Raw genomic sequence first — 16,579 nt, 5'->3', positions numbered from 1 at the left:
TTGCTCACCCCGCGAAACTGATGTCGGTGTCGAAGCCCCACATGGCGATCGTCAGCACCATGTCGGTCGATGCGATGAGCACCAGGCTCGCCCGGATCGCCCGGCCCGAGGCGATGCCAACCCCTTCGGGGCCGCCGGTGGCGTAGAAGCCCTGGTAGGCGTGCACGCCGGTGATCACGAGCACGAAGACCACCACTTTGATCAGCGAGTAGACCAAGTCGGTGGGCGCGACGAACATGTGGAAGTAGTGCGCGAAGGCGCCCGACGCCTGGCCGTGCACCGCGGTCACGGTGAGCCGGGTCGTCAGGAATCCGAGCGCGAGCGCGATCAGATAGGTGGGTATCACGGTGATCACAGCGGCGACCAACCGCGTGGACACCACGTACGGGATGGGGTCGATCGCCTGCGCTTCGAGCGCATCGATCTCCTCGGAGATCCGCATGGCGCCGATCTCGGCGGTCATCCGGCATCCCGCCTGCGCGGCGAAGCCGACGGCGGCGATGAGCGGGGCCAGTTCCCTCGGGTTCGCCAGCGCCGACATCGCGCCCGCCAACGGGCCCATACCCAGCATGTCCAGCGCGGTGAAGCCGACGATGCCGATCATCGCCCCGGCCACCACGCCCATGATGACCAGCACGGGCACCACCCCGCCGCCGACGATGACCGATCGTCCTCCGCCCCAGGCCAGGTCGGTGAAGACCGCGACCACCTGCTTGCGGTAGCGGCGTAGCGCGTAACCGGCGCCAAGACACGCCGCGGTCGCGAAGCGCAGCTGAAACCCCAACTCCTCCAGCGGCTCCCACAACCGAGTCAGGTGTCGTGTCCAGCGCAGGCCACGGGGCCGGTACTCCGACGGCCGCGCGGTTCGCGGCCCGCTTCGCAGGGCCATCACAGGAATCCCAACGGCACGAACAACAGCACCACCTGGGTGATGACGAGATTGACGATCAAGCAGGCCAGCAGTCCGAGCACGACCGCAGCGTTGACGCAATCGGCCACGCCTTTCGGCCCGCCCCGCGCCTCCAGCCCGCGCTGGCAGGCGATCACCGCGACCAGATAGCCGAAAACCGCTGCTTTGCCGATGCAGATCACCAGATCGGTGACGGTGGCGAAGCTGCCGAACGACAGCCAGTACGAACCCGGCGCGACGCCTTGGCCGACCGAGGCGACGAGAAAACTGGCCAGGATGCTCATCAGGATGACCAGCACCGCCAGCATCGGCGCCACCACGGTCATCGCCAGCAGACGGGGCGCGACGAGCCTGCGGTGCGGGTCGATGCCCATGGTGCGCAGCGCATCGATCTCTTCGCGGATCGTGCGCGCTCCCAGATCGGAGGCGATCGCCGACGCGCCCGCGCCGCCGACGAGCAGGGCCGCCGCCATCGGCGCGATCTGCTGCATCACGCCCATGCCGCCGACCGCGCCCGCCATCGAACCGGCGCCGACGTTCTCGGTGATGCTGCCGACCTGGACGGCGATCACCACGCCCATCGGCAGCGAGATCAGTATCGCGGGCAGCAGGGACACCGAGGCGAAGAACCACGCCTGCACCAGCGCCTCCCGCACCGGGAACCGGCGCAGCACCAGATCGATGGCGAGCATGGCGGTGGAGCGTGCGCCGAGTCGCACCGTGCGACCGAAAGTCCTTGCGCTCGAAGCGGTCCGGCTCGCCAGCGCGACCGCGAGCGGAACCGCGCCCTGTTCCCCGCCGGAGGGCCACTCGGCGGACGCCGCATGCTCGGACACGTCCCACTCCTCGCGCAACAATCCAACCCGTCGCCCGAAGAGAGGTCGTCTATCGCTCCGTGCGCGGAGTGCTGAGCCGTTGATAGTTCAACCGCGATAAGGCTATCAATTCGGCGGATCGGATGGGTTGAGATTCACGAAAACGATCGAAGGCTATCCGGTCTGGACTCGAGCACATCCGTTCCGTGCTGCCGGAGGCGAGTCGGGTTTCCGCTGGAGCCGGACGGTTGGAGGTCGTCGGCCTCGTGCGTGACGCGGCGACCGTCGCCCGCGGTTCGGCCATACCCGCCGGCGCGCGGCGACGCCCGATCAGGGCAGACGCATGAGCCGCCGGGAGAGGGTGAGCAGGCGGCGGGCGAGTTTCACGACCGGGAGGCCGAGGGGAAGGAGAACGACCGTCACGCACAGCACCGCGCCGACGAGCCACAGCACGGCCGCCACCAGCCCCAGTACCGTGCCGAGCACGGCGGTGAGGATCCCCAGCACGACGCCGAGCAGGCCCTGTAACGCTCGCATGACGACCTTCCGGTATCCATTCTGCGCTTCCGCGCGGCGAAGCGCACGGGCCGATTCGAGCCTGCGGCTCGTGGTTCTGCCGGGGTGCGAGCACGCGGCGACTCCGTATACGAGCACGGGATCGGCCGGTAGCGTCCGGGGTATGAGCCGAGCGATCGTGGAGTTGTCGCATCCGGTCTCGGACGGCATGCTCACCTATCCGGGCCAGCCTGCCCCGCGCATCACCACCGAAGTGGCGCCGGACAGATCACCGCTGATCGACATGACATTCGACATCGCACGGGTGGACATGGTCGGCCACACCGGGACCTACATCGACGCGCCTCGCCTTTTCCACGCGGAGGGCGCGGACATCGCCGAGCTGCCGTTGGAACGGTTGCTCGATGTGCCGATCGTGGTGATCCGCGCGTCGGGACTGCGCGCGGTGGGTCCGGACGTGCTCGGCGATCCGGCGCTGCTGTGGGGCAAGGCGGTGCTGGTGCACACCGGGTGGTCGGCCAGGTGGGGTTCGGCCGCGTACCGGGACCCCGCACATCCGTTCCTGGTCGGTGAGGTCGCCGAGGCGCTGGTCGCCGCCAACGTCGCGCTGGTGGGAATCGACTCGCTCGACGTCGACGACACGTCGTTGCCGACGCGTCCGTGCCATCACACGCTGCTGGGAGCGGGAATCCCGATCATCGAGCAGATGACCAACCTGGACGCGCTTCCCGGCACAGGCGCCAGGCTGGTCGCGCTACCTGCACCGGTGCACGGGATGGGGTCGTTCCCCCTGCGTGTCGTGGCGTGGGTCGACCACCGGTATTGAACGGCCCCTCGTCCGCCGAATCTACTGTCTCGCCGAGAATTCACGGCCGGAACGGCGGCACCGCGAGATCGTCGCCGAAGATGTCCGGGAGGTCGCGGTCGACGCTGTCGGGGAAGCGCGCGGGCCGCTTCTCCAGGAAGGCGGTGACCCCTTCCCTGGCATCGGCGCTCGCGCCCCGGTGGTAGATGCCGCGGGATTCGATGCGGTGCGCGATCATCGGATGATCGGCTCCCAAGTTGCGCCACAGCATCTGCCGGGACAGGGCCACCGAGACCGGCGCGGAATGCTCGGTGACGCGGCGCGCGAGCGCATGCGCCTCGTCGAGCAGGGTGTCCGCCGGATACAGCGCGGAGAACAGTCCCGCCTCGAGCGCTTCGGCCGCCTCGACGAGTCGGCCCGAGTACACCCAATCCAGTGCGGTCTGCATCGGCACCAAGCGGGGCAGGAACCAACTGGAACAGGACTCGGGCACGATGCCGCGCCGATTGAAGACGAACCCGATACGGGCGTTGTCGACGGCGATGCGGAAGTCCGCCGCGAGCGTCATGGTGATGCCGACGCCGACGGCGGGGCCGTTGACGGCGGCGATGATGGGCTTGCGGGATTCGTACATGCGCAGGACCAGCTCGCCGCCGCTGTCGCGGAAGGACTCCGCGGCGTCGTTGTCGCCCGCGGCGAAGGTCTCCGCCCCCGCCGACAGGTCCGCGCCGGCGCAGAAGGCGCGACCAGCGCCCGTGATGATCACCGCGCGGATGGAATCGTCGCGGTCGCAGGTGTCGAAGGCTTCGATCAGCTCTGCGCCCATCGCGGTGGTGAACGCGTTGAGCTGCCGCGGGCGGTCGAGGGTGACGGTGGCGATGGCGTCGGAGACGTCCAGGCGAATATCGGCCATAACGAACACTGTGCCATCACGCCGACATGTGCGCTCTTGCAGGGGGTTCGCGGGACATCGTCGCACCCTCGGATCGAATCGAACGAGAATGACTGTTTACTTAATGCTCCCTGGGCGGTTAGCCTGTCGCCGTGTCCCGATCGGTCACGGCACCTGGCGCCCCGCACCGGGGTGGCGGCGCGGACCGATCGGCCGGCGTTTCGCGTCGTCGTTGGACAACCCGGAGAAGAGGAGTGGGATGGAGATCAGCAACGCGGTCGCTGCGGTGACCGGTGGTGCGTCGGGACTCGGCTTGGCGACCGTGCGGGAACTGCACGGCAAGGGAGCGAAGGTCGTGATCATCGACCTGCCGTCGTCCTCCGGCGAGGCCGTGGCCAAAGAACTCGGCGACGGCGTGGTCTTCGCCGCGGCGGACGTCACGAACGAGGAGCAGGTCACGGCGGCGCTCGACGCCGCGCAGGAGCTGGGCGACCTGCGGATCGCGGTGAACTGCGCGGGTATCGGCAACGCGATCAAGACCGTCGGCAAGAACGGGGCGTTCCCGCTGGCGGACTTCACCAAGGTCGTGAACGTCAACCTGATCGGCACCTTCAACGTGATCCGGCTGGCCGCCGAGCGGATCGCGAAGACCGATCCGGTGGGCGAGGAGCGTGGTGTCATCATCAACACCGCGTCGGTGGCGGCCTTCGACGGCCAGATCGGACAAGCCGCGTACTCGGCGTCCAAGGGCGGAATCGTCGGCCTGACCCTGCCGGTGGCGCGCGACCTCGCGGCGATCAAGATCCGGGTCGTGACCATCGCGCCGGGACTGTTCCACACGCCGCTGTTCGCCACGCTGCCGGATGAGGCCATCGCCTCCCTGGGCGCGCAGGTGCCGCACCCGTCGCGCCTGGGCGATCCCGCCGAGTACGCCGCGCTCGCGCGCCACATCGTGGAGAACCCGATGCTCAACGGCGAGACCATCCGCCTGGACGGCGCCATCCGGATGGCGCCGCGCTGAGGTAGTGCCCATCGGGGCTCCGAAGGCAGCGGTGGTGCGGGTGTCGGCGTAAGCCGCATCCGCACCGCCCTTTTCGTCTCAGGACCTCCCGCTGCTGGTCAGGAAGCCCGACAGCACCACGTAGGCTGCCCGGTCGATCGAGCCGACCGGCGTCGATCGAGATCTAGCGTGGTCGCTTGGAGCCGGGCGACAGACGGATCCCGACCACGGTGATGACGGTGACCACCAATACCGTCATCAGCTTCATGAGACTCCAGGCGTCCGGGTCGTGGGCCGGTTCGACGGCTTGTATGTCCCTTCCCCGTTGCCGGTTCTGCGGCCGAGGGGGCGACTCGGGGAGGGGGCGGTCGGCCCGCGGCAGGACCGGTACGGGGACGGCGGCAGGTGCCGGGACGATGGGGAGAACGGGGGCGGGCGGGCCGAGTTGCAGCGGGCTCATGGGCTCGGGCGGGGTCGTGGGAAGCAGCAGCAGGCAGGTCAGCACCGCGCTGCCGGTAGCGGCGCTGCCGACGGCCGCGCTGCCCAGACCGGATCCGCTGGACCCCGGGCCGATCAGACCCGGCACCAGCGAGCCGAAGCCGCTGCCGGTCACCAGTCCGAGCAGCAGCAACGCGCTTCCCGTCACGGCGCTGCCGGTACATGCCAGCTGGGCGCTGCCCGCGTCGACTCCCGGCGCCGCGGTTGGATGCTCCGCCGTGACGTCCGGGCGTGGCGTCGTGTCCACCGGGTGGGTGACGCCGGATTCCGCATCTCCGGTGGCGAGAGGACCGCTTGCACCGCCGCTGCCGCTCGGCGTGAGACCGGCGCTGCCGGAGGGCAGCCTGATCGGACCGAGGCTCAGGGACCCGCCCGAAGTATCGCCCTCGGCGGCGCTGCCGGACGACACGGCGGGGCCGCCGCTCGAACCACCACCCGGGAAGGCGCCCACCGGGTCGAAACCGGTAGCAGTGCCCGAACTCCCGGTGGCGAGGTCACCGAAGGGCGGCCACGGCGGCGCCTGGGCGGATGCTTCCGACGGGTGAGCCACGAATGCCGCCACGGTCAGGGGCAACATCGCAGTGGCCAACCCCTTTGCCAATCCGGGTGTTCGAGATGCGTCTCGGTTGGGTCGCATGTGCAGTCGCCTAGTCATAGTCGAAACCGGCCGGAAGTTCATGTCGTGTGCTGGTACCGCGACAGCGCGAGTTCGAAAGCCTCCTTCGGGACCACGTTCCCGCCGGAGAACGGCTCGTCGAGGTTGTAGATCGCCCGGATCACCACGCCGACGATGGCGCCGAGCAGCGCGGTGGTCACGACGGTGCGCTTGGTGACCTGGACGCCGGAGAGGACCACGCTGAACAGCAGCAGCACCGTGCAGATCCACATGGCCAGGTAGAGGAAGGCGGGTACCCGGTAGCCCGCGTCGAGCGCGCGATCGGCGCGTGCCTGCGCCACCGCGTCCAGGCTGGTCAGCGCACTGGTCCGGAGGGCGTCGACCTCGGGATCGACCGGATTCACCGCGGCCACCGCGTCGCGGAGGGTGTCGAGGGTGTCCTGGGTGGATTGACTGAGACAACCGTCGTCGGCCATGACGGTCCATTCGTCGGTGAGAACCTGCTGGGTGTAGTCGTGCACCAGACCTTGGACGCGGGCGTGGTCGGGTTCGGGCATCCCGTGCGCGGCCCAATAGGTATCGATGAGCGCCTTGGCTTCCGCGATGGTGTGATTGCGCGCGTTGTCGTACTGCTGCCAGGCGATGACCACGATGAATGCCACCACCGCCATGAAGATCGTGTTGATCAAGTTGAGCACCAGCGCGCCGACGGTGTCGTCGTCGGTGTGCCGCCATGCCTTCGGATGTAGGCGATCACCGGCGACGAAGACGACCACCGCGACGAGCGCGGTGAGAGCAGGCACCAGAAACTCGAAGGCCATGCGGGACTCCGTTCTGTCTGAGTGGTTCTCGCGACCGTGGCGTCGCAGGGCCGGTCGCACTGGAGTGGTGCGCGATTTCCGCGCACTCCGAAGCGCGCGGCCGCGGCGATGGCGCGACGGCGTGGTTGCGGGAGCGTCTTGGAGCTGGGTAGCTGTCAGTGCCGACCGGGCGTGACCAGATCCCGCGAGACGTTCGGCAGCTTTCGGCTATCCGGCGCGCCGGAACCGCTGCGGACAGGCATTTCGATGATCATGCGTGGCCCTCACCCCCGAGATGGATACCGAGACGATCGACGATCACGCCGTCGAGAGTCTGCGACTGTTCGGATCTGATCAGTGATGCACGGCAAAGCGGTGACACGATGCGGCGCCGTTGCGAATCAGGCGCCGTGAGATCGTCCGATCCGACAGACCGGTTCGGACCACACCGATAGTAGACCGCGAAACCGCCTGCCTGTGGCGAAATTTGGGAATGTCCCGCCGCACGCACCCGGAACGGGGGTGTGCCGTGTGCGGGGTGTCCACGACTCCGGGGTCGCGCCGGGTCACCGGCCGCGGGGAACTGCCGGCAAGCATCCTGTGTCGCCAGAACGTGCGCTGATGCGGGGAATCTCGTGACGGTGGTGCTCATCGGCCGCGACTTCGGCAGCAGACCCGCCCCCGGACGCATCGTCGATCTATTGCCTTGGCTCACAGAGGATTTGATACCGAGGTAGATCGAAGGCGCGAATACCTGGATGGCCCACCACGACGGCGGAATGCATCCGGAAACGCCCCTCCGCGCGTCGATAGCGTGAGAACATCAGGAGATGCGGGATCGGAGCGCGTCCAGGTACGCTTGCACAGCTACCGATCGGCGTAACGGGAAGATCCTGGGTCGCGGATCGCGCGTCCAGACAACAGAAGAGCCACAGATGACCAGATACGCGCATTATGTCGGCAGCCTGCCTGCCGAGCTGATGACGGGTGATCGTGCCGTCATGCAATGGTTTGCCGACCACAGCGAGGGGCGGCCGGTGACCGCCGTGCCCTGCGATCTCGATCCGGACTGGATTCTCGACTATCTGCGTACGCGCAAACAGCACGCCGACGTCTTCGAGATCGTCCGCCCCGGCGACTACGCCGACTACGGTGATTTCCCCAGCTACGGGCTGAGATCCGGTTGCACACTGGAGCCGCGGCATGTGTCGATGGACCGGGTCGAGCGGATCGGCCGGGTCGTGGAGACGTTCGAGTCGCTGCGCGCCGACCGGCCGGCGCTCGCCGGAACGAAAGTGCAGATCAGCCAGCCCAGTCCGCTGGATCTGGCGATGTTCGTCTTCGCGGGCGCCGCGGTCTCCGGTGGGCTCCCCGTCTGGCCTGCCGTCCGGCGCTCCGGGCTCGTGGTCGGCGCGCTTCGGCAGCTTCCCGTGTTCACCGAAGCGGTGGTGGGGGAGATGACCGAGGTCGTCGAACGGCACGGCGACCGTGTCGTCTGGCAGGTGGAGTCGCCGATCGCGCTGCTGAGCATGGTCAAGGCCGAGCAACTGCGTTCGCAGTGGGCGCTCGCGCCGTTGATCGCACGGCAGCTCGCCGGTTTCCTCGGGCGGATGCACGAGATCGGCGCGGAAGCGATCGTGCACCTGTGCTACGGCGACTATCAGCACAAGAGCCTGCTCACCCCGCGCACTCTCGCTCCGGCGGTCAAGCTGCTCGGCCGCACCGCACGGCTACTGCGCCGACAGGGCACACCGTTACCCCCGGTGCATATCCCATGCGCCTACGGCGCCGAGCCCGCGCCGCTGGAGCCGCGGTTCTACGCGCCGTTGCGCAAGCTCGATCCCGAGTGGAAAGTGATCGCCGGTGTCGTCTCTCCGGACTCCGGCGAGGACAGCGCTCGTGCGCTCGCTCTCTTCGAACAAGCCGCCGGGCGCTCGGCTTACGGTGTCGCCACCGCCTGCGGACTCGGCCGATGCACCGTCGACGCCGCTCGGCAGGCGGTAGCCACCACGGTCGCGCTGACCGGCGGCGCGGAACCCGGACAGTGATCTGCCGGGCGATAGCCGACGGAGCGTGATGGTGGGGCGGCGCCAGCGGTCCGCACGCGCGCAGCACGATCCGGCGCCGATGCGCGAGCACCGGATCGTGCGCTGCCGACCAGCGCGTACGGTGTGCTTGCGGGCTGATGGCCGGTGAATTGCCTTGTCCGAATGTGGTTCTCGCGCCCATCGGCGCCGCCTACGTCAGCGGCGGGATCGGAGCGTTGCTATGTTGCTAGCGTAAGCGGGTCGCCGAGCTCTGGACAACAGGTCTTGGAAGGCACGTGTACCCGCTCACAGATCACGTTCGTCGAATTGCTGTTCCATAACCTGGAGTCACGTTCTTGACCACACCACAGTCCCCGATGGCCGCGCCGCACACCACTGGAGCCGGAGCGTGCCCCGTCCAGCACGGCCCCGTGACGGAAGCGGACGCCCCACGTGTCCCGATGTATACGAAGGAGTTCGTCGCCGACCCGCACCGCGCGTATCGCGAGATGCGCCGCGAACACGGCACGCTGGTTCCGATCGAACTGGCGCCCGGCGTGCCCGCCACGCTGGTGATCGGCTATCAGACCGCGGTGCGGATCCTCAGCGATCCCGACCATTTCCCAGCTGATCCGCGCACCTGGCAGAAGACCATTCCCGAGGACTCGCCCGTGCGGCCGATGATGGAGTGGTATCCGGCCGCCCGCTACAACACCGGACTGGCCCATGATCGCTACCGGCATGCTTCCGTCGACGCCATCGACGGGATCGATCTGTTCGACGTGCCCGCCACGGTGGAGCAGATCGCCGTTCCGCTGATCAACACCTTCTGCGCGACCGGATCCGCCGATCTGGTCACCCAGTACGCGTTTCCGCTCGTCCTGGAAGTGCTCAACCAGATGGTCGGCTGCCCGGCCGAAATCGGGGAGCGGGTGGCGACCGGCATGGCCGCGCGCTTCGACACCGTGCGGGGCCCCGAGGGCATGAAGATGCTCAAGGACGCGCTGATGCAGCTGATCCGGCTCAAGCGCAAACAGCCCGGCGACGACGTCACCTCACGGCTGGCGCACCACTCCACCGAACTCGACGATATCGAGATCTTCGCCCAGCTGATGAGCTTCTACGGCGCCGGTTTCGAGGCGCAGCGCAATCTGCTGACGAACGCGGTCCTGCTGATGATCACCGACGACCGGTTCCGCTTCGGCGACGTCCTCGGACGGAATCTGTCCACCACCGACGCGCTCGACGAGGTGTTGTTCAACGACCCGCCGATGGCGAACTTCTGCACGACGTACCCGCGGCAGCCGATCATGGTCGACGGTGTCTGGCTGCCCGCCGACCAGCCGGTAGTCATCAGTCTCGCCGGGTGCAACAACGACCCCCAGATCCGCGGTACCGACGAGCCCGGTGGCAGCCGTATCGGCAATCGGTCCCATCTGGCGTGGAGTGCGGGTCCGCACGCCTGCCCGGCCAAATCCGTCGCCTACATGACGGTGCAGAACGCCATCGATCAGCTGTTCGACGCCCTGCCGGAAATCCAACTGGGCCAGCCGAAGAGCGAACTGCAGTGGCGACCGGGACCGTTTCACCGGGCGCTGATGGCCTTGCCGGTCGTCTTCCCCAAGTCGGCGCCGGTTCACCTCGGGTAGGCGTGAGCCGCCGGGCCACAGCGCAAGTGGAACGGGTGTGACCCGACCGGTTCGGGTCCATACCGATGCTCGGCGGTGAAAGCGGCTGATGGGCACGGCGATATCACCGACGCGGCGAATGCGCCACGCCGATGTGGATATTCGTCTGCGGGGGCGGGATGGTTCGTCGACGATGGTCAGCGGCATGGGGGCGAGTTGTACGCCCGCGTTCGGGCCCGGGAAACCGCGTCGTGGCACAACCGGATTCGGGTGCGGTGCAAATAGATTCGGTGCTACCCCCGAACCCGGTACACTTCGGCCATGTCGGTTCGAACGCGTCCCGCGTCCCGTGCAGCACGCTGACGACTACCCGGGGCTGTTCCAGTCCGCGGACACCGCATCGCTGTACGGCCAGAAGTTCTTTCTTCGCGCCTATGGAACCCGGCTCTTGCTGGCTGTGGTGGCGGCGGCGTGTGCGGCATTCACCTTCCGCGTCGGCTCGTCGCGGACCGATATCGCGGCCATTCTCACCGCGATGGCCTTCGTGGGCATCCTCGCGGTGGATGTGGGCGTCCTGCGCGGCCGTCCGGGCAAGTCCTGGTACGAAGGTCGCGCGCTCGCCGAGTCGGTGAAAACCTTGACCTGGAAGTACGCGGTGCAGGGCGCGCCGTTCGCAGGCACGTTGTCCGCCGCCGACGCCGATCGGATGCTGATCGAGCGACTCATGCTGCTGCGTCAGGACATCTCGGCGCTCGCGCTGCGGCCGACCACTGCCCCGGCCATCACCGCTCGGATGCGGCAGCTGCGCTCCGCTCCGTTCGACGAACGGCGACGCGTCTATCTGGACGACCGCATTCGGGAGCAACAGCGGTGGTACGCGAGCAAATCCGGATACCATCAGCGCAGGTCGCAGCTGTTCGGCACGCTGGCACTGGTTTTCGAGGTAGCGGGTGTCGCCGGAGCGCTGGTGAAGGCGTTCAACGCGGTGAGCTTCGATCTGGCAGGCATTTTCGCGTCCGCGGTCGCGGGGTTGGCCGCATGGTCGTCGGCTCGCCAGCACAGCACCGGCGCTGCCGCCTATGCCGTCGCCTCGAACGAACTGAGCATCGTGGCCGAAGTCTTGGAACAGCACGACACCGAAGCCGACTGGGCCGATGCGGTATCCGACGCCGAGGAAGCGATCAGCCGTGAACACACACTGTGGCGGGCCTCGCACGGCGAATGACCTTCGCGCACGGACGGTGACCGGTGCGACGTCAGCGATCGGACATCGGATGATCCGGCGTGGCTGCCGGATATGCCGGGCATCGGCGCTTACCATGAACGGGCTGTGTGACGTGGCGGCGTCGCACGGCGAACGGGGAAGCGGCCCGTCCGGCGTATCGCGATGCGCCGGGCGGGCCGTTGCGTTCGCTCCGGCCTGTCTCCACCGAATCCGTGCGCGACGCTGGGCGCCGTGCGGCGTTTGCCGCCGAGCGGCGCGGGTAGGCAACGACGAATGGCATAGGTCAGGAGGTCGGAGTATGGCATCGAACAACGGGGTCGGGCAGTTGCGCAGCGTGGTGCTGGATTGTCCCGAACCGCGCAAACTCGCCAGGTTCTACCAAGAGCTGCTCGGCGGAGACCTGCTCGAGGACGATGACGACGATTGGGTGGTTCTCGTAGAGACTTCGGGCCGGCGCATCGCATTCCAAACGGCGCCCGACTACCAGCCGCCGCGGTTCCCCGATCCCGAGGGATCGCAGCAGGTACATTTCGACGTCCTGGTGGACGACATCGAGCAAGCGGAGCCTGCGGCGCTCGCGTTGGGCGCGACTCTCGTGCAGGGCCGAACCGATGGAGCATTCCGCGTTTACGCCGACCCGGTGGGGCACACGTTCTGCCTGGTGTGGCTTCCGGATGAGTGACAACCGCAGCCGGGGACCTGGACGCGACTCGGCCCGCCACACGGAAGCGATCGCGCGATCGTCTCCGATGGCGGGCCGGGCCGCGGCAGCGTCCACCGATCGGCCGCGCCCGTCAGTCGGGTGGCGCCGGGCGACGGATGTCCTCGCCCACCGAGCCGCCCGCGATGTCGGCCGCTACGCCGATCTCCTCCTCGTAGCGGTGTGCGGCGGGCACTTGCTCGCTTTCGTCGGTGATGTCCTGGAGCCGCCGGTCGTCCTCGCTTCCGGCGGCCTCCGGCTCCGGGTCACGACCGGGATCGGTGTCGGGCTCTTCCTCGGCGAGCCGGTCTCCGATCGATCGGGGATGAGCTTGCTCCCACTGCGTCACGCCGTACTTCGTGACGCCGCTCCAGTGCTCCGGTGGGTCCATTCCGGCCTCGAGCGGGTCGGAACGCAGCCGGTCCTCGTCCAGATCCTCGGCGCTGTTGAGAGCCGCCGGATCGGTTTCGACCGAGTCGGGCGCGCCGGTGTCCTGCGGCGGGTCGTATGTCTCGTTCGGTTCGGTCATCACTGCCTCCTCTCCTGCATTCAGCGACTTCCCGCAACCGCGGTCGGCAAACCCCTGGGAAATGGACGGGCGATATCCCCGATCGGCGGCGGTGCCGTGCTCGGCGGCCCCGGATCGCGGTCGGCGTGCCGCGACGGTCAGCGTCGCGTGAACACGCCGAGGTGTTCGGTGTCGTAGTACTCGAGGGTGAGCCGGTCACCGTCGAAGGTGGCCTGGGAGAGCGATCCGCGATTGGCGTTCTCGCCGGGCGGTGTGAAGGCGAAAGTGTCGCCGTCCCAGTGCGTCAAGGGGAAGGTCATGTTGTTCGGACCCAGGGTGAGCGTCAGCGATTGATCGGTGGCGCTGATCGTCGCGGGCCCGTAGTAGGCGTTGTCGTAGGTGCCCGCATACGACGCCGATGACCGGGCGGGAGCGGGCTTGGCGGGCGGCTGTTTGCCCGCCAGCGCCCCCGCCGGTGCGCCCAGCGGCTGGAACGCCTCGCGGTAGAGAGCGCGCCAGTCCTGCTGAACCTTCCCGAACTGGACCAGATCGGCGAACTCCGCGTTCAGTGTCTCCGGCACCCCGATCGGCGCCGCGTTGGTGAGCGTGACGATGCCGACGTCGGCGGACGGGATCAGGGTGAACGCGGTGGCCGCGCCGAGGCCGAACGCCCCCGAGTGACCGAGCACGACGCGGCCGGAGGCGGAATCGCTCACATTGAAACCGAATCCGTAGAACCCGGCTCGCGCGTCCGGCGTTTTCGGTGGCGCGGACACGGCTTGGGGGGAGATGGCGGGCAGGAGATCCTCCGGGGGCACCAGGACCGAGCCACCTGCGGAACCGTCGGCCAGCACCATCGTCATCCATGCGGCCATGTCGGACACCGAGGAGCTGACCCCTCCCGCCGGGGATTGGGCGTCCGGTTGGCGCTGCGGGTTCGCAGGCTCGTATTTCCCGTCGATCAGCACGTGCCCCTCGGCCCGGTTCGCGCGGGAGGCGAAGTCGGCGTAGCGAGAACTGGTCGATTTCATGCCGAGTGGGCCGTAGATCGTCTGCTGGGACAACGTCTCCCACTGGGTGCCCGCGGCGGCGGCCACGGCGACGGCAGCAGCGGTCAGTCCGAAATTGGTGTATTCGTACGAAGTCCGGAAGGGACCCAATGGCAGCAGCCGCAGCCGGTCCAGAATCTGGTCGCGGTCGTAGCCGAGGTCCTCCAGAAGGTCGCCCGCATGATCGGGCAGACCCGATCGGTGCGCGTACAGGTCGCCGATCGTGACGTGCTCGGTGACGTAGGGATCGGCCAAGGCGAAGGACGGCAGCAGCCGGTGGACCGGAGTGTCCCATTCGACGCCCCCGGCGGCGATCCGGCGGGCGACCACCGTCGCCCCGACCGGCTTCGACAGCGACGCCAGTTGGAAAACCGTATCCGGGTCGACCCGCTCCTTGGTCACGACATTGCGGACCCCGAATCCCTTGCTGTACACCACCTTCCCGCCGTGCACCACGGCGATCGCCATACCGGGAACGCCGGAGGAGGCGAACAGGTCTTCGGCGAGCCGGTCCAGCTCGTTCACGGCATCATCGATCCGGCCGTCCGGTATCGGCACCCCGGCGATCTGGTTGGGCAGCGCCGCGGAAGGGGACGGTGCCCCCGTTTGCGTGGTGTCGGCTCGGTCGCCGCCGCATCCGGTCAGCGCGAGGACGGCGGCCGTCACCATCGCCGTGGGACCGAGCAACGCGCGCCGCAGTGTGCTCACGGGTCGCCTCCTGGCCGTTGCAGCGACAAAAGACCAGACAAAGGCTAGTTGAGTCGAGATTGCTGTGGGGGTCGGTTCTGATTTTCGCCGCCGCGGCGGGCCCGGCCGCCGTCGAATTGCGGCTGACCGGACCCGGCGGGCGGAATCATCCTGCGGCGGGCGTCTCGCGGATCTCCACGATCGGAAGCACGAGCGCGGCGGGTGAGCTCGCGGGCACCGCCGGATGCACCGGTGCGATGGGAGCGATGCGCCGGTATCCCGTGCCCACCGGCGGGCGGGTGTCCACCTCGCCCTTGTTCGGCCAGTACGCCGCCGCCCGCTCGGCCTGCGCGGTGATCGTCAAGGAGGGATTGACGCCCAGGTTCGCCGAGACCGCCGCGCCGTCGACGACGCTGAGCGTGGGGTAGCCGTACACGCGGTGGTAGGCGTCGATCACGCCGTGCTCGGCGTCGGCCCCGATCACCGCGCCGCCGAGGAAGTGGGCGGTCAGCGGGATGTTGAAGATCTCGCCCCAGCTACCGCCGGCGATGCCGCCGATCTTCTCCGCGACCCGCCTGGTGACGTCGTTGCCCACGGGGATCCAGGTCGGATTGGGTTCGCCGTGGCCCTGTTTGCTGGTCAGCTTGCGGCCGAACAGTCCGCGTTTGGTGTAGGTGGTGATCGAATTGTCCAGGTGCTGCATGACCAGCGAGATGATGGTCCGCTCGCTCCAGTTCTTCGTGCTCAGGAAGCTGAGCAGGTTCATCGGGTGGCGCAGCACCAAGCCGAGGAAGCGCAGCCAGCGCGGGATCCGGCCGCCGCCGTCCACCATGAGCGTCTGGAGCAGGCCCATGGAGTTGGAGCCCTTGCCGTAGCGGACCGGCTCGATATGCGTGTCGGGGGTGGGATGGATGGACGAGGTGATCGCGACGCCCTTGGTGAAGTCGGTGCCGGGGCGCACCGTCTTGGTCGCGGCGCCGACGATCGACTCCGAGTTGGTGCGTGTGAGCACGCCGAGCCGGTCGGACAGATCCGGCAGCACGCCCTTGTCCCGCATGGCGAACAACAGCTTCTGGGTGCCGCGCGTGCCCGCGGCGAGCACGACGTGCGCGGCGGTGAACGTGCGCGGTTGCTTGCGAATCCAGGCGCCGGTACGCGCGGTGGACACATCCCAGGTGCCGTCCGGGTGCGGACGCAGCTCGGTGACCGTCGTCATCGGGATGACCTCGGCGCCGGCCTGCTCGGCCAGGTAGAGGTAGTTCTTCACGAGAGTGTTCTTCGCGCCGTACTTGCAGCCCACCATGCAGTCCCCGCATTCCACGCACCCGGTGCGGTCCGGGCCGACGCCGCCGAAGTACGGGTCCGGCACGGTCTTACCCGGTTCGCCGAAGAACACGCCGACGGGTGTCTGCACGAAGGTGTCACCGACGCCCATGTCGTCGGCGACGGCCTTGAAGACCTCGTCGGCGGGCGTCATGTGCGGATTGCGCACCACGCCGAGCATTTGCTGCGCCTGCTCGTAGTACGGGGTGAGCTCGTCGCGCCAGTCGGTGATGTCACGCCATTGCGGGTCGCGGAAGAACGGCTCCGGCGGCACGTACAAGGTGTTCGCGTAATTCAGCGAACCGCCGCCGACGCCGGCGCCGCCGAGGATGAGGACGTTGCGCAGCGGGTGGATGCGCTGGATTCCGTAGCAGCCGAGCGCGGGCGCCCAGAGGAACTTCTTCAGCTCCCAGCTGGTCTTGGGCAGTTCGTCGTCGGCGAAGCGTCTGCCCGCCTCCAGTACGCCGACCTTGTACCCCTTCTCCACCAGCCGAAGCGCGGTGACGCTGCCGCCGAACCCCGAACCGACGATCAGCACGTCGAAATCCGTCGTCCGCTGGTCCATGTGGAACTCCTCGAT

15 protein-coding genes are annotated in these 16,579 nt (G+C 68.2%); 6 read left to right on the top strand and 9 right to left on the bottom strand.

All coding sequences use genetic code 11. The annotated features are described in order from the left end of the window. Positions 1–4 precede the first annotated feature (4 nt). The 3 genes from U3653_RS19080 to U3653_RS19070 all read right to left on the bottom strand — a co-directional run bounded on the left by U3653_RS19080 (position 5) and on the right by U3653_RS19070 (position 2,262). Positions 5–889, bottom strand: coding sequence for an ABC transporter permease (locus tag U3653_RS19080; protein WP_195081127.1), 885 nt, complete (start codon positions 887–889; stop codon positions 5–7). Continuing rightward, positions 889–1,602, bottom strand: coding sequence for an ABC transporter permease (locus tag U3653_RS19075; RefSeq protein ID WP_195081411.1), 714 nt, complete (start codon positions 1,600–1,602; stop codon positions 889–891). The genes U3653_RS19080 and U3653_RS19075 overlap by 1 nt, the downstream gene beginning before the upstream one ends. Positions 1,603–2,055: 453 nt before the next feature. Beyond that, positions 2,056–2,262 carry a hypothetical protein gene (locus U3653_RS19070; protein WP_195081128.1) on the bottom strand — a complete coding sequence of 69 codons (207 nt, stop codon included), beginning with the start codon at positions 2,260–2,262 and terminating at the stop codon, positions 2,056–2,058. A 142-nt stretch (positions 2,263–2,404) separates the two neighbouring features. Here U3653_RS19070 and U3653_RS19065 point away from each other — a divergent pair, with 142 nt between their 5' ends. Continuing rightward, positions 2,405–3,067 (top strand): cyclase family protein, encoded by a 663-nt coding sequence (locus tag U3653_RS19065; RefSeq protein ID WP_195081129.1) that lies wholly within the window; start codon positions 2,405–2,407, stop codon positions 3,065–3,067. A 40-nt stretch (positions 3,068–3,107) separates the two neighbouring features. On the opposite strand, the gene U3653_RS19060 is transcribed toward U3653_RS19065, so the two are convergent. Further along, positions 3,108–3,959: a crotonase/enoyl-CoA hydratase family protein gene (locus U3653_RS19060; protein WP_195081130.1), complete on the bottom strand. Its 852-nt coding sequence runs from the start codon at positions 3,957–3,959 to the stop codon at positions 3,108–3,110. Positions 3,960–4,197: 238 nt separating this feature from the next. Here U3653_RS19060 and U3653_RS19055 point away from each other — a divergent pair, with 238 nt between their 5' ends. Continuing rightward, positions 4,198–4,959 carry a 3-hydroxyacyl-CoA dehydrogenase gene (locus U3653_RS19055; RefSeq protein ID WP_195081131.1) on the top strand — a complete coding sequence of 254 codons (762 nt, stop codon included), beginning with the start codon at positions 4,198–4,200 and terminating at the stop codon, positions 4,957–4,959. Between the two features lie 163 nt (positions 4,960–5,122). On the opposite strand, the gene U3653_RS19050 is transcribed toward U3653_RS19055, so the two are convergent. Both U3653_RS19050 and U3653_RS19045 read right to left on the bottom strand, forming a co-directional pair. Beyond that, entirely contained in the window at positions 5,123–6,013 is an 891-nt protein-coding gene (locus U3653_RS19050) for a hypothetical protein (protein WP_195081132.1), read from the bottom strand. A 98-nt stretch (positions 6,014–6,111) separates the two neighbouring features. After that, the gene (locus U3653_RS19045) at positions 6,112–6,873 is read right to left on the bottom strand and encodes a bestrophin-like domain (protein ID WP_195081133.1); all 762 of its coding nucleotides are present in this window, start codon (positions 6,871–6,873) and stop codon (positions 6,112–6,114) included. Between the two features lie 914 nt (positions 6,874–7,787). Between U3653_RS19045 and U3653_RS19040 the strand changes: the two genes are divergently transcribed. The 4 genes from U3653_RS19040 (at position 7,788) to U3653_RS19025 (ending at position 12,414) form a co-directional block, all read left to right on the top strand. After that, a complete protein-coding gene (locus tag U3653_RS19040; protein WP_195081134.1) occupies positions 7,788–8,900 on the top strand; it encodes a hypothetical protein in 1,113 nt (370 codons plus the stop codon). A gap of 356 nt (positions 8,901–9,256) precedes the next feature. Then, complete coding sequence (locus U3653_RS19035; RefSeq protein WP_195081412.1) at positions 9,257–10,528, top strand: cytochrome P450 family protein; 1,272 nt, start codon at positions 9,257–9,259, stop codon at positions 10,526–10,528. A gap of 88 nt (positions 10,529–10,616) precedes the next feature. Further along, entirely contained in the window at positions 10,617–11,732 is a 1,116-nt protein-coding gene (locus tag U3653_RS19030) for a DUF4231 domain-containing protein (protein ID WP_195081135.1), read from the top strand. 298 nt (positions 11,733–12,030) lie between these two features. Further along, complete coding sequence (locus U3653_RS19025) at positions 12,031–12,414, top strand: VOC family protein (protein ID WP_195081136.1); 384 nt, start codon at positions 12,031–12,033, stop codon at positions 12,412–12,414. Between the two features lie 112 nt (positions 12,415–12,526). Here the strand turns inward: U3653_RS19025 and U3653_RS19020 are convergent, their stop codons facing one another. From U3653_RS19020 to U3653_RS19010, 3 genes are all read right to left on the bottom strand, one after another. Next, positions 12,527–12,961: a hypothetical protein gene (locus U3653_RS19020; RefSeq protein WP_195081137.1), complete on the bottom strand. Its 435-nt coding sequence runs from the start codon at positions 12,959–12,961 to the stop codon at positions 12,527–12,529. Between the two features lie 137 nt (positions 12,962–13,098). After that, positions 13,099–14,658, bottom strand: coding sequence for a serine hydrolase (locus U3653_RS19015; RefSeq protein WP_195081413.1), 1,560 nt, complete (start codon positions 14,656–14,658; stop codon positions 13,099–13,101). Between the two features lie 184 nt (positions 14,659–14,842). Next, entirely contained in the window at positions 14,843–16,564 is a 1,722-nt protein-coding gene (locus U3653_RS19010) for a GMC oxidoreductase (protein WP_195081138.1), read from the bottom strand. Between the last annotated feature and the right edge of the window lie 15 nt (positions 16,565–16,579).

This window comes from Nocardia implantans, from assembly GCF_035544775.1.
In the GTDB taxonomy this organism is placed as follows: Bacteria; Actinomycetota; Actinomycetes; order Mycobacteriales; family Mycobacteriaceae; genus Nocardia; species Nocardia implantans.
The sequence above is the reverse complement of the archived record's forward strand: the minus strand, read 5'-3'. Positions and strand labels throughout refer to the sequence as shown.

Bases quoted from the DNA above. Each gene is read 5' to 3' on its own strand.
- U3653_RS19035 (WP_195081412.1), top strand. From the start codon at position 9,257: ATGGCCGCGCCGCACACCACTGGAGCCGGAGCGTGCCCCGTCCAGCAC.
- U3653_RS19015 (WP_195081413.1), bottom strand. From the start codon at position 14,658: ATGGTGACGGCCGCCGTCCTCGCGCTGACCGGATGCGGCGGCGACCGA.
- U3653_RS19050 (WP_195081132.1), bottom strand. From the start codon at position 6,013: ATGTTGCCCCTGACCGTGGCGGCATTCGTGGCTCACCCGTCGGAAGCA.
- U3653_RS19040 (WP_195081134.1), top strand. From the start codon at position 7,788: ATGACCAGATACGCGCATTATGTCGGCAGCCTGCCTGCCGAGCTGATG.
- U3653_RS19080 (WP_195081127.1), bottom strand. From the start codon at position 889: ATGGCCCTGCGAAGCGGGCCGCGAACCGCGCGGCCGTCGGAGTACCGG.
- U3653_RS19060 (WP_195081130.1), bottom strand. From the start codon at position 3,959: ATGGCCGATATTCGCCTGGACGTCTCCGACGCCATCGCCACCGTCACC.
- U3653_RS19045 (WP_195081133.1), bottom strand. From the start codon at position 6,873: ATGGCCTTCGAGTTTCTGGTGCCTGCTCTCACCGCGCTCGTCGCGGTG.
- U3653_RS19030 (WP_195081135.1), top strand. From the start codon at position 10,617: ATGGGCACGGCGATATCACCGACGCGGCGAATGCGCCACGCCGATGTG.
- U3653_RS19020 (WP_195081137.1), bottom strand. From the start codon at position 12,961: ATGACCGAACCGAACGAGACATACGACCCGCCGCAGGACACCGGCGCG.
- U3653_RS19010 (WP_195081138.1), bottom strand. From the start codon at position 16,564: ATGGACCAGCGGACGACGGATTTCGACGTGCTGATCGTCGGTTCGGGG.
- U3653_RS19025 (WP_195081136.1), top strand. From the start codon at position 12,031: ATGGCATCGAACAACGGGGTCGGGCAGTTGCGCAGCGTGGTGCTGGAT.
- U3653_RS19065 (WP_195081129.1), top strand. From the start codon at position 2,405: ATGAGCCGAGCGATCGTGGAGTTGTCGCATCCGGTCTCGGACGGCATG.
- U3653_RS19070 (WP_195081128.1), bottom strand. From the start codon at position 2,262: ATGCGAGCGTTACAGGGCCTGCTCGGCGTCGTGCTGGGGATCCTCACC.
- U3653_RS19055 (WP_195081131.1), top strand. From the start codon at position 4,198: ATGGAGATCAGCAACGCGGTCGCTGCGGTGACCGGTGGTGCGTCGGGA.
- U3653_RS19075 (WP_195081411.1), bottom strand. From the start codon at position 1,602: ATGCTCGCCATCGATCTGGTGCTGCGCCGGTTCCCGGTGCGGGAGGCG.